This is a genomic window from Saccharopolyspora sp. NPDC000359, from assembly GCF_040300525.1.
In the GTDB taxonomy this organism is placed as follows: domain Bacteria; phylum Actinomycetota; class Actinomycetes; order Mycobacteriales; family Pseudonocardiaceae; genus Saccharopolyspora.
In genome coordinates this window covers 348,477-360,513 of the sequence record NZ_JBEPDU010000001.1, presented here as the reverse complement: position 1 = coordinate 360,513, position 12,037 = coordinate 348,477, and the positions used below count along the sequence as shown (strand labels likewise).

Below are 12,037 nucleotides of genomic sequence, written 5' to 3'. Positions count from 1 at the left end.
GGGTCGGGGCCGCTCAGAGGTGGGCGTTCCGGGGTCTTGGTTGGCAGACCGGGCAGGTGTAGGAGGAGCGGTTCATGAAGGCGTCGCGGCGGATCGGGGCACCGCAGCGCGGGCACGGCCGGTCGAGCTGGCCGTATACCGCCAGGGACCGGTCGAAGTAGCCGGACTCCCCGTTGACGTTGACGTAGAGGGCGTCGAACGAGGTGCCCCCGGCGTGCAGCGCGTCCTGCATGACGTCGATGACGCCGTCGAACAGCTCGCGGACCTTGGGCCGGGTCAGCGTCGCCGTGGGCCGAGCCCAGTGCAGCTTCGCGCGCCACAGCGCCTCGTCCGCGTAGATGTTGCCGATGCCGGACACCAAGCTCTGGTCCAGCAGCGCCCGCTTGATCCCGGTGCGCCGCGCCCGCAACCGCGCCGCCAGCCGGTCCACGTCGAAGGACTCCTCCAGCGGATCGGGCGCGATGTGCTCGACCGGCTTGGGCAGCGCGACGCCGTCCACCTCGACCAGGTCGGCCAGGTGCAGGCCACCGAACGTGCGCTGGTCGACGAACCGCAGCTCCGGACCGCCGTCGGCGAACTCGAAGCGGACCCGCAGGTGCTTCTCGTCCGGGGCACCGGTGGGCTGCACGAGCAGTTGGCCGCTCATCCCGAGGTGCACCACCAGTGCCTCACCGCCGGTGAGCGCCGCCCCGCCCGGTCCGCCCAGCTCCAGCCACAGGTATTTGCCGCGGCGCCGTGCCGCGCTCAGCACCCGACCGGTCAGCCGACCGGCGAGATCATCCGGTCCGGGCACGTGGCGGCGCACCGCCCGCGGGTGCAGGACCTCGACGCTGGACACGGTCCGGCCGACCGCGTGTTCGGCGACACCGCGCCGGACGACCTCGACTTCAGGCAACTCGGGCACGCGAACATCTTCGACCACGCCCGGTGGCGCACGAGAAGCGGCCCCGCGGAAAAACCCGCGGGGCCGTTGGTCCTCAGCGATCGCCTGGCCGGGACAGCCCAGGGATGCCCCGGTCAGGCGGACGCTGAGGTGCGCCGCTCAGGCGGACGTCTCGGCGCCCTCGCCAGCCTGCTGCGACAGCTGGCGCCAAGCCGCCTCGGCGGCCTTCTGCTCGGCTTCCTTCTTGGTCCGACCGTCACCGCGACCGTAGGTCTGCCCGCCCACGGCCACGTAGGCGCTGAACTCCTTGCGGTGGTCCGGCCCCTGCTCCTCGACCCGGTACTCCGGAACGCCCAGGCTCGCCGACGCGGTCAGCTCCTGCAGGCTGGTCTTCCAGTCCAGGCCCGCGCCCCGCTGCGGCGCCTCGGCCAGCAGCGGTGCGAACAGCCGGTGCACCACGTCGCGCGCGACGTCGATGCCCTTGGCCAGGTACACGGCGCCGAGCACGGCTTCCAGGCCGTCCGCGAGGATGCTCGCCTTGTCCCGGCCCCCCGTGAGCTCCTCGCCCCGGCCCAGCAGCAGGTACTCACCCAGGCCGCCCTCACCGAGACCGCGCGCGACACCGGCCAGCGCGTGCATGTTGACCACGCTGGCGCGCAGCTTCGCGAGCTGCCCCTCCGCGAGTTCCGGGTGGTCGTTGTACAGGCGATCGGTGATCACCAGTCCGAGCACCGCGTCACCCAGGAACTCCAGCCGCTCGTTCGGCGGCAGGCCACCGTTCTCGTACGCGTACGAGCGGTGGGTGAGAGCAAGGGTGAGCAGCTCGGCGTCGAGCTCGACGCCGAGCGCTGCCAACAGCGGAGCCCGGTCGATCTTCCGGGCCCGCGACTGCTTTCCCCCCACTGCGCGGCTGCCGATCAGGCGGGCTGGACGACCTGGCGGCCGTCGTACTGGCCGCAGGCCGGGCAGACCACGTGCGGCAGCTTCTGCTCGCGGCAGGAGCGGTTGGAGCACTGCACCAGCGTCGGCGCCGAGGTCTTCCACTGCGACCGGCGGTGACGGGTGTTGGCCCGGGACATCTTGCGCTTCGGGACGGCCACGACTACTTCTCCTCCTCGGTCCCGCCGAACCGCTCTTGCAGCGCGGCCCAGCGAGGGTCAATGGTCTCATGCGTGTGATCGGGGGCGAGTTCGGCCCACTTCACGCCGCACCCGGAGCACAGCCCCTGGCAGTCCGGCGAGCACAACGGCGCCGAGGGCAGCGACAGCAGCATCGCGTCCCGCACCACCGGTTCGAGGTCGACCAGGTCGTCCACGACCCGCTCCACCTCGTCATCATCGCTGGTGGCGTCCGTGGCGCTGTCCGGGTAGGCGAACAGCTCCCGCACCTCGACCTCGAGCTCGTCGGAGATCGGGTCCAGGCACCGGACGCACTCACCGGCCAGCTGGGCCACGGCGGTACCCGACACCAGCACGCCCTCGACCACCGACTCGGCCAGTAGGTCGAGCTCGACCGGCTCGCCCTCGGGCACCTTGATCATGTCCAGCCCGAACCCGGCCGGAGCCGGGGCGCTGCGCTGGTAGGCATGGCTGCTCCCGGCGCGGTGACCGATCTGCCGGGTGTCGATCACCCAGGGTCCGGCCTGCGCGGCACGTGCATCGTGGTTCTGAGACATCACAAAGTTTCGGTGGTGAAATCAAGCGGGCAGTTTCGCGGCATCGGCGGACGACGCGAGGACCGGTACCAACCGGCACGTCGCCCGAAGCCAGCTCTCCCAGGGTACGCGACCCGACCCCGACGACGACACCAGGCCCTGCGGCGAGCTCAGTTCGCCGCCGCGCCGCTCCCCGAACCCCACTCCTCGTAGTCGAAGGGGGCGCCGACCGGGCTGCGCAGCTGCTGGCGTCCTTTGCCGACGGTGCGCAGGGTCCGGCCGAGCAGGTCCTCGAAGTCCGCGAGGCGGGAGTCCACGTAGGCGTCGCACTCGCTGCGCAGGCGCTCGGCGTCCTCGTTGGCCTCGTCGACGATGCGCTTGGCCTCGGCGTTGGCCGCCTGTACCACCTCGGTGTCGGCCACCAGCCTGGCCTGCTCCGCCTTGCCCTCGTGCAGCGACTGCTCGTAGGCAGCCCGCCCGGCCTGCACCATCCGGTCGGCCTCCGACTGGGCGCGCCCGACGTAGTCCTCGTACTCACGGCGGCCAGCGGTCACCGCCTGCTCGGCCTGGCCGCGCGCCTCGGCCAGCAGCTCGTCGGCCTGCTCGCGGGCGTCGGCGAGCAGCTGCTCGGCCTCCGCCCGGGCGGCGGCGAGGGTCCGCTCGGCCTCGGTGCGGGCGTCGGTGACGGCCTTGTCCGCCTTCGCCTCGGCGGTGGAGACCACCTCGTCGCGGTGGTCGAGCACGTCCTGAGCGTCGTCCAGTTCCTGGGGGATCGCGTCCCGGACGTCGTCGAGCAGCTCCAGCACGTCACCGCGGGGCACCACGCACCCCGAGGTCATGGGAACGCCACGCGCCTCTTCCACGATCGTGACCAGCTCGTCGAGGGCCTCGAACACCCGGTACACCTTGATCTCCCCACCGTCGTAGCCGCCGCAGCAGCAAGCATCTCAGAACTGCCCGGACCGGTGATCACGGGCCGCTCCGGTCCCCAGTCTGCCCGCGCCGGGCACCAGGGCCGGGGAATTCCGGCGCCCGCGTGTCAAGGCCCCGGGCGCGGATCACCCGCACCGGTGAAACGTGGAACGCCTCCCCGGCAGTTCCCGGGGAGGCGTTCCGACAGGGTCGTCAGGCGTCGACGTTGGTCAGCTTGAAGCTCTCGTAGTGGTCCTCGGTGTAGAAGTACTCGCCGCCCTCGCCGACCACGAAGCGGCGGGCGCCGCGGTCGTCGCTGCCGGGGGTCTCCACGGTGTACTCGTGGTAGTAGCCGCTCTCGCAGTCCGGGAGGATGCCCTCGCGGTTCTGGAACACCGTGCCGTCCTGCGGGTACGGGAACGGGCCGCCCTTCTTGATCAGGTCCACCGTCTCGGTGGCCTCCGGCGGCAGCTCGGAGAGGTTGACCTGCTGGAACTCGGACGTGTCGCCGCACGGCGCCTGCACGGCGACCGGCGCGGAGACGGCACTCGTCTGGAAGCCGACCAGACCCGCTACGGCGAGCAGGCCGACCAGCAGCAGCTGCACTGTCTTCGACGTGATCCGCATCATGCGCCGCACGCTAGGCGGCGACCGTGATCACCTGCTTGCCCTGACGTGAACCCGAAGTGTCCCCGCCACCATCGTGCGACGAGCCCTACTCCTGATGGCCCAACCGGGCCGCCCGATCAGGCCCGCTCGGCGAGCCGCTCGCGGAGGCGCTGCTCGATCTTCGGCGGCACCAGCTCGGAGACGTCACCGCCGTAGGTGGCGACCTCCTTGACCAGCGAGCTGGCCAGGAAGCTGTACTGCGGGTTGGTGGACATGAACATCGTCTCCACCCCGGACAGCTGCTGGTTCATCTGCGCCATCTGCAGCTCGTAGTCGAAGTCGCTGACCGCGCGCAGGCCCTTGACGATGGCGCCGATGCCGTTGGTCTGGCAGTAGTCCACCAGCAGGCCGTGCCAGGCGTCGATGCGCACGTTCGGCCACGGCTCGGTAACCTCGCGCAGCATCTCCAGCCGCTCCTCGACGGAGAACAGGCTCTTCTTGCTCTTGTTGATGAGCACGGCGACGACGACCTCGTCGAACAGCTTCGACGCTCGCTCGATGATGTCCAGATGACCATTGGTGACGGGGTCGTAGGAGCCTGGACACACGGCACGCCTCATGGCACCGGACGTTAGCAGCCACCAGCGGATTCCCCACGACGACGTGGTGCGCCTCACCGGGCCGGGGCTAGGCCTCCGCGGGCTCGGTCCCCTCCGCGTGCTCGGCCCAGTGCACCGCGGTGTCGCCGTAGCGCCTGGTGCGCAGCGGCCGCAGCCGCGACGGCCAGTCCGGTTCACCGCTGCGGACCGCGCGCTCCACGACCACCAGGCTGCCCGGTGCTGTCCAGCCGTTGTCCACCAGCGCGGCCAGGACCTGCTGCAGCTTCTCCTGGGTCAGGTCGTAGGGCGGGTCGGCGAGCACCACGTCGAAGGGCTGGTCGGTCGGGGTGCTCAGCAGCGTCTCGGCCTTCGCCTGCGCCACGTGCACGTCGCGGAAGCCCAGGGCGGCGGCGTTGCGGCGCAGCATGCCCGCGGCCCGGCGGTCTGATTCGACGAAGGTGGCGTGCTCGGCGCCGCGCGACAGCGCTTCGAGCCCGAGGGCCCCGGAGCCGCCGTAGAGGTCGAGCACCCGGGCACCGGGCAGCTCCACTGCCGACTCCAGCGCGCTGAACAGGGCTTCCCGCACCCGCTCCGAGGTGGGTCTGGTGCCTCTCGGGGGCACCTCGATGCGCCGCCCGCCCACGCTTCCGGCCACGATCCGCGTCACCCGTCCATCGTGGCGCACGGTCGGCGGGGAGCCCTGCGGTGGGGCTTGGTTGCGGCCATTTTACGCCCGTGCCCGCGCCTTCTCCGCTGCCGGGAGCAGCAGAGCGCGAGAGCGCCACAAGCGTAGGCTGATTGGTCTGCCCACTGCGCCAGACGGGGAGAAAGACACAGGTGTCCGAAGCGTCCATCAAGCAGGCCGAGATCGCGGTCGAGCAGCAGCACGTCGACCGGGTCTACGCCCGGCTCGAGGAGTTGCGCACCGAAGCCGAGGCGATGCGCGACAAGAGCTACGAGTACGGCCGGGAAGCGACGCCCGAAGCGCTCAACGAGCGCGACGTGATGCTCCACCACGCCAACCGGACGTTGCAGGCGCTCAACGCCGAGTCCGAGGGGCTGGTGTTCGGCCGCCTGGACTTCGCCACCGGCGACGCGGTGCACATCGGCCGGTTGGGCATCCGCGACCCGCAGTTCGAGAACCTGCTGGTGGACTGGCGCGCCCCGCTGGCCGCGGCCTTCTACCAGGCGACCCCCGAGCAGCCGCTGGACGTGGTGCGCCGCCGGGTGATCCGCTCCTCCCGCGAGCAGGTCGTGGACCTCTCCGACGACCTGCTGGACCCCGAGCGCGCGCCCGCCGACATGCGGGTGATCGGCGACGGCGCGCTGATGGCGGCGCTGACCCGCTCGCGCGGCGACTCGATGCGCAACATCGTGGCCACCATCCAGAAGGAGCAGGACGACGCGATCCGCGCCCCCGAGGGCGGCGTCACCGAGATCACCGGCGGCCCCGGCACCGGCAAGACCGCGGTCGCGCTGCACCGCGCCGCCTACCTGCTCTACCGCGACCAGCGGCGGCTCGGCGGACCGGGCGTGCTGGTGGTCGGCCCGTCGCCGGTGTTCATGTCCTACATCTCGCGGGTGCTGCCGTCGATGGGCGAGCACAACGTCGAGCTCCGCGCGCTCGGCGAGGTGCTGGACGGCATCAGCACGGCCAGGATCGACGACCCGCGCACGGCGGAGGTCAAGGGCTCGTCGCGGATGGTGAAGGTGCTGCGGCGCGCGCTGCGGCTGCCCCCGCCGGACGCCCCCGAGCGCCTGCAGATGTTCTACCGGGGCACCGTGCTGAAGCTGGAGGCCGACGAGCTCAAGCGGATTCGCCGCTCGCTGCACAACAAGGGCGCGCAGCCCAACAAGAACCGGATGCGGACCGCGGACGCGCTGCTGGAAGCCCTGTGGCAGAAGGCGAAGCAGGCCGCCGACGAGGACTTCCAGCCCGACCGGGAGCAGCTGATCACCGAGATCGGCGACCGCATCGAGTTCCACCGGTTCCTGGTCACCTGGTGGCCGCCGGTGTACCCGATGCAGGTGCTGCGCTGGTTGTCCGACCCGGCGCGGCTGTCGCAGGCGGCGCGGCGGCTGCTGTCGGCCGAGGAGGTCGGCCTGCTGGCCAAGTCGTGGACCGAGGTGACCGAGTGGACGGTCGCCGACATCGCCCTCATCGACGAGCTGCGGGTGCTGGCCGGACCGCCGCCGAAGCGGCGCCGCGTCGACGGCGAAGCCGAGCAGCCGCAGCGCGCGGCGAACTACGACGAGTACGCGCACGTGGTCATCGACGAGTCCCAGGACCTGTCGCCGATGCAGTGGCGGATGGTGGGTCGCCGCGGGCGGCACGCGAGCTGGACGATCGTCGGCGACCCGGTGCAGTCGTCCTGGCCGGACGCCGAGGAGGCGGCGGCCGCGCGGCGGGAGGCGCTGAGCGCGCAGCGCACGCACCGCCGGTTCACGCTGCGCACCAACTACCGGAACTCGGCGGAGATCTTCGCGCTGGCCGCGGACGCGGTTCGGGACCTGGTGCCCGCGGACGACCTGCCGGTGGCGGTGCGCACCACCGGCGTCGAGCCGGCGGTGCGCGAGGTGTCCAGCGAGCAGCTGCCGGAGGCGGTGCGCACGGCCGCGGCGGAGCTGGTCTCGGCCGCGGAGGGCACCATCGGCCTGATCACCACGATGGGCCGCCGCGACGAGGTCCGCGAATGGCTGTCCACTTCGGACATCGCTGGGGCGGACCGGGTGCGCGTGGTCGGCAGTCTGGAGGCCAAGGGCATGGAGTACGACGCGGTGGTGGTCATCGACCCGGACGGCCTGTCAGCGGAGTCCAGCACCGGCCGCCGAGCCCTCTACGTCGCGCTCAGCCGCGCCACCCAGCAGCTCACCGTGCTGAAGACCAGGTGACCGGGGTCGTGAGCGGCGATGGTGGTAAGGACGACCATCGCCGCTCACGACTCAAGCGTTGATGCGGACGAAGGCTTGGGCCGATTGGGCCCAGCGGTAGCGCTCGGTCCAGGCGCCGCCGGTGTCGAAGTCCTCGATCCGCACCGAGATCTCCCCTGCTCGCACGGTGAGGTCGGTGGGCAGCTGAGTCCACACCGGCGGGCTGACGACCGTGCCCAGCGGCCTCGGGCCTTCGGTCATCGCCACGAGTGCCCGCGAGTACTCGGAGTTCTGCGGCCCGCACTCCACGAGGATGAGCGCGTCCTCGACGCCCTCACCGGTGACGTCGGCGTACTCGACCTGTCGCTCCGGGGTGAACCGGTAGACCCAACCGCTCACCACGGCCGCGCCGTCGGAGAAGGGCACGGACTGCTGCGGGCACGGTCCGACCGGAGGCACGACGAACTCGGTGTCGCGCCAGTCGACGTCCCGCACGCCCTCCGCAGGCTCCGCGGTCGCCGAGCCGCCAGCCAGCACCAACCCGGCGGTGACCAGGACCGCCCACACCATCGGCAACTTCCGCATCGCCAACCCCCACCACATCGCGCTCACCTGTCAACACCACGGAGACGCCACCCATCCCGCCCCGGTTGCCCAGTTCACCCGAACGAGCAATCCCCTGCTTGAAGCGCCGGAGCGGGCCGCCCCTGGTGGGACGGCCCGCTCCGGTGCTGGGGTCAGCCGAGCTCGATGATCAGGTCGCCGCCCTCCACCTGCTGGACGGCGCCGATGGCCAGGCGCTTGACCTGGCCCGCGGCCGGGGCGGTGATCGCCGCCTCCATCTTCATCGCCTCGATGGTGGCGATGGTCTGCCCGGCCTCCACCGCGTCGCCCTCGCCGACCGACAGGGTCACCACACCGGCGAACGGGGCGGGCACGTGGCCCGGGTTGGACCGGTCGGCCTTCTCCGCGACCGGCAGGTCGGTGGCCACCGAACGGTCGCGGACCTGGATCGGCCGCAGCTGGCCGTTCAGCGTCGCCATCACGGTGCGCACGCCGCGCTCGTCCGGTTCGCTGATCGCCTCCAGGCCGATGAGCAGCCGCACGCCCGGTTCCAGGTCGACCGGGAACTCCTCCCCCGGCCGCAGGCCGTAGAAGAAGTCCTTGCTGCGCAGCAGCGACGTGTCGCCGTAGGCCTCGCGGTGCTCGGTGAACTCCTTGGTGGGCTTGGCGAACAGCAGCCGGTTCAGGGTGGCGCGGCGGTCGTCGCGCAGCCCCGCCCGGTCCTCCGCGGACAGCTCCGCGAGGCGGCGGACCGCGGTGCGGCCCTCCAACGCGCGGGTGCGGAACGGCTCCGGCCAGCCGGCGGGCGGCTCGCCGAGCTCGCCCTGCAGGAACCCGATCACCGAGTCCGGGATGTCGAACTTGCGCGGGTCGGCCTCGAAGTCCGCCGGGTCCACCCCGGCGCCGACCAGGTGCAGCGCCAGGTCACCCACCACCTTCGAGGACGGGGTGACCTTGACCAGCCGGCCCAGGATCCGGTCGGCCGCGGCGTACATCGCCTCGATCTCCTCGAACTTGTCGCCGAGGCCGAGCGCCACCGCCTGGGTGCGCAGGTTGGACAGCTGACCACCGGGGATCTCGTGGCGGTAGACCCGGCCGGTGGGCGAGGCCAGCCCCGCCTCGAACGGCTGGTAGATCTTGCGCACCGACTCCCAGTACGGCTCCATGTCGCACACCGCCTGCAGGTCCAGCCCGGTGGCCTGGTCGGTGTAGTCGGTGGCGGCGATCACCGAGGACAGCGCGGGCTGCGAGGTGGTCCCGGCCATCGACGCGGTCGCGGCGTCCACCGCGTCCGCCCCGGCCTGCACCGCCGCCAGGTAGGTGGCCAGCTGGCCGCCCGGCGTGTCGTGGGTGTGCAGGTGCACCGGCAGGTCGAACTCGCGGCGCAGCGCGGTCACCAGCTGCACCGCGGCCGGTGCGCGCAGCAGACCGGCCATGTCCTTGATGGCCAGCACGTGCGCCCCGGCGTCGACGATCTGCTCGGCCAGCCGCAGGTAGTAGTCCAGCGTGTACAGCTTCTCGTCCGGGTTGGACAGGTCGGCCGTGTAGCACAGCGCCACCTCGGCTACCGACTTCCCGGTGGCCCGCACCGCCTCGATGGCCGGGCGCATCTGCTCGACGTCGTTGAGCGCGTCGAAGATGCGGAAGATGTCGATGCCGGTGTCGGTGGCCTCCTGCACGAAGTGCTCGGTCACCTCGGTCGGGTAGGGCGTGTACCCGACGGTGTTGCGGCCGCGCAGCAGCATCTGCAGGCAGATGTTGGGCACCGCCTCGCGCAGCTTGGCCAGCCGCTCCCACGGGTCCTCGGCGAGGAACCGCAGCGCCACGTCGTAGGTCGCGCCGCCCCAGCACTCCAGGGACAGCAGCTCCGGTGTCATCCGCGCCACGTGCGGCGCGATGGCGAGCAGGTCCTTGCTGCGCACGCGGGTGGCCAGCAGCGACTGGTGGGCGTCGCGGAAGGTGGTGTCGGTGACGCCGAGGGCCTTGGACTCCCGCAGCCAGCGCGCGAAGCCCTCCGGGCCGAGCTCGACCAGCTTCTGCTTGGACCCGGCGGGTGGCTCCGCCGACAGGTCGGTGCTGGGGAGCTTGAACACCGGGTCCGGGGTGGTCGGGCGGGTGCCGTTGGGGTGGTTGACGGTGACGTCGGCGAGGTAGTTGAGCAGCCGGGTGCCGCGGTCGGCGGAGTGCCGGGCGGTCAGCAGGTGCGGGCGCTCGCCGATGAACGAGGTGGTGACCTTGCCCGCGGCGAAGTCCGGGTCGTCCAGCACGGCCTGCAGGAACGGGATGTTCGTGGACACCCCGCGGATGCGGAACTCGGCGACCGCGCGCCGCGCCCGCGCCACCGCGGTGGCGAAGTCCCGGCCCCGGCAGGACAGCTTGACCAGCATCGAGTCGAAGTGCGCGCTGACGCTGGTGCCCGCGAAGGCGGTGCCGCCGTCGAGCCGGATGCCCGCGCCGCCCGGCGAGCGGTAGGCGCTGATCATGCCGGTGTCCGGGCGGAACCCGTTGGCCGGGTCCTCGGTGGTGATGCGGCACTGCAGGGCCGCGCCGCGCAGCCGGACCGCGTCCTGGGTCATGCCGAGGTCCTCGAGCGTCTCCCCGGCGGCGATGCGCAGCTGCGACTGCACCAGGTCGGCGTCGGTGACCTCCTCGGTGACCGTGTGCTCGACCTGGATGCGCGGGTTCATCTCGATGAACACGTGGCGGCCCTGCTCGTCGACCAGGAACTCCACGGTGCCCGCGTTGACGTAGCCGATCTTGCGGGCGAAGGCGACCGCGTCGGCGCAGATCCGCTCGCGCAGCTGCGGGTCGAGGTTGGGGGCCGGGGCGATCTCGATGACCTTCTGGTGGCGGCGCTGCACCGAGCAGTCCCGCTCGTAGAGGTGGATCACGTTGCCCGCGGCGTCGGCGAGGATCTGCACCTCGATGTGCCGCGGGTTGATCACGGCCTGCTCCAGGAACACAGTGGGGTCGCCGAAGGCCGACTCGGCCTCGCGCATCGCGGCTTCCAGCGCCTCGCGCAGCGCCTCCAGCTGGTCGACGCGGCGCATGCCGCGCCCGCCACCACCGGCGACGGCCTTGACGAAAACCGGGAACGTCATCTCCTCGGCGGCGGCCAGCAGCTCGTCGATGTCGCGGGAGGGCGACGAGGAGTCCAGCACCGGTACCCCGGCCTCCCGGGCGGCGGCCACCGCGGTCGCCTTGTTCCCGGTCATCTGCAGGATCTCGTGGCTCGGGCCGACGAACGTGATCCCGGCTTCCCGGCAGGCCCGGGCCAGCTCGGGGTTCTCGGACAGGAAGCCGTAGCCGGGGTAGACGGCGTCGGCGCCCGCCAGCTGCGCGGCCTTGATGACCTCCTCGACGGAGAGGTAGGCGCGGACCGGGTGGCCGGGTTCGCCGATCTCGTAGGACTCATCGGCTTTCAAGCGGTGCAGCGAGTTGCGGTCTTCGTGCGGGAACACCGCCACGGTGCCCGCACCCAGCTCGTAGGCGGCGCGGAAGGCGCGAATCGCAATCTCACCGCGGTTGGCGACGAGAACCTTGCGGAACATACCGGCTCCTCGGTTGGCGGGTGTCGGTCAGTGCCAGCACAGTACCGCGAAAATTCCCCGTTCCGGGAGGACTTCTCGGGTGATGAGATCAGGTACACGCCTACTACCTGGTAAAACAACCCGGTTGGGCAAGGTCTGGACCAACAGAAATAGACGGATTCTTTCCTTGATCGGAAGTATGGGGGTCTTGCTCTCCGGTGGGGCTTGGCGGTCGGCTCGCCCCGGGGTGCGCGGTGGTACCCGGGGTGCCTGTTGGGTGGGGTTGGGTTTGGGTTCGAAGCGGTGGGGGTCGGCTTGGTGGGGTGCGATCCCAATCGAAACCGCTCGTTCTCGACGGAGCCTCCAGTGGCGAGGTGAAGCAGTTTCAATCGAAATCGCATTCGTCACCACCCCT

At 71.4% G+C, this 12,037-nt stretch carries 11 protein-coding genes; 1 reads left to right on the top strand and 10 read right to left on the bottom strand.

Annotated elements, in window-relative coordinates; genetic code table 11:
* Positions 1 to 13: 13 nt before the first annotated feature.
* The 8 genes from mutM to rsmD form a co-directional block, all read right to left on the bottom strand.
* The gene (mutM, locus tag ABT324_RS01825; protein WP_351169937.1) at positions 14 to 904 is read right to left on the bottom strand and encodes a bifunctional DNA-formamidopyrimidine glycosylase/DNA-(apurinic or apyrimidinic site) lyase; all 891 of its coding nucleotides are present in this window, start codon (positions 902 to 904) and stop codon (positions 14 to 16) included.
* Positions 905 to 1,042: 138 nt separating this feature from the next.
* Entirely contained in the window at positions 1,043 to 1,786 is a 744-nt protein-coding gene (gene rnc / locus ABT324_RS01820) for a ribonuclease III (protein ID WP_351169934.1), read from the bottom strand.
* Between the two features lie 14 nt (positions 1,787 to 1,800).
* The gene (rpmF, locus tag ABT324_RS01815; RefSeq protein ID WP_150067595.1) at positions 1,801 to 1,983 is read right to left on the bottom strand and encodes a 50S ribosomal protein L32; all 183 of its coding nucleotides are present in this window, start codon (positions 1,981 to 1,983) and stop codon (positions 1,801 to 1,803) included.
* A 2-nt stretch (positions 1,984 to 1,985) separates the two neighbouring features.
* On the bottom strand, positions 1,986 to 2,558 hold the full coding sequence (locus ABT324_RS01810) for a YceD family protein (RefSeq protein ID WP_351169931.1): 573 nt from the start codon (positions 2,556 to 2,558) through the stop codon (positions 1,986 to 1,988).
* A gap of 149 nt (positions 2,559 to 2,707) precedes the next feature.
* The gene (locus ABT324_RS01805; RefSeq protein ID WP_351169928.1) at positions 2,708 to 3,442 is read right to left on the bottom strand and encodes a DivIVA domain-containing protein; all 735 of its coding nucleotides are present in this window, start codon (positions 3,440 to 3,442) and stop codon (positions 2,708 to 2,710) included.
* Positions 3,443 to 3,662: 220 nt separating this feature from the next.
* Positions 3,663 to 4,079 (bottom strand): guanyl-specific ribonuclease, encoded by a 417-nt coding sequence (locus ABT324_RS01800; protein WP_351169925.1) that lies wholly within the window; start codon positions 4,077 to 4,079, stop codon positions 3,663 to 3,665.
* Between the two features lie 116 nt (positions 4,080 to 4,195).
* On the bottom strand, positions 4,196 to 4,678 hold the full coding sequence (coaD, locus tag ABT324_RS01795; RefSeq protein ID WP_351169922.1) for a pantetheine-phosphate adenylyltransferase: 483 nt from the start codon (positions 4,676 to 4,678) through the stop codon (positions 4,196 to 4,198).
* A 67-nt stretch (positions 4,679 to 4,745) separates the two neighbouring features.
* A complete protein-coding gene (gene rsmD / locus ABT324_RS01790) occupies positions 4,746 to 5,324 on the bottom strand; it encodes a 16S rRNA (guanine(966)-N(2))-methyltransferase RsmD (RefSeq protein ID WP_351169919.1) in 579 nt (192 codons plus the stop codon).
* 170 nt (positions 5,325 to 5,494) lie between these two features.
* Between rsmD and ABT324_RS01785 the strand changes: the two genes are divergently transcribed.
* Positions 5,495 to 7,549, top strand: coding sequence for a HelD family protein (locus tag ABT324_RS01785; protein WP_351169916.1), 2,055 nt, complete (start codon positions 5,495 to 5,497; stop codon positions 7,547 to 7,549).
* Positions 7,550 to 7,600: 51 nt separating this feature from the next.
* Here the strand turns inward: ABT324_RS01785 and ABT324_RS01780 are convergent, their stop codons facing one another.
* Complete coding sequence (locus tag ABT324_RS01780; protein ID WP_351170056.1) at positions 7,601 to 8,131, bottom strand: hypothetical protein; 531 nt, start codon at positions 8,129 to 8,131, stop codon at positions 7,601 to 7,603.
* Between the two features lie 134 nt (positions 8,132 to 8,265).
* Positions 8,266 to 11,643 (bottom strand): pyruvate carboxylase, encoded by a 3,378-nt coding sequence (locus ABT324_RS01775; RefSeq protein WP_351169913.1) that lies wholly within the window; start codon positions 11,641 to 11,643, stop codon positions 8,266 to 8,268.
* Between the last annotated feature and the right edge of the window lie 394 nt (positions 11,644 to 12,037).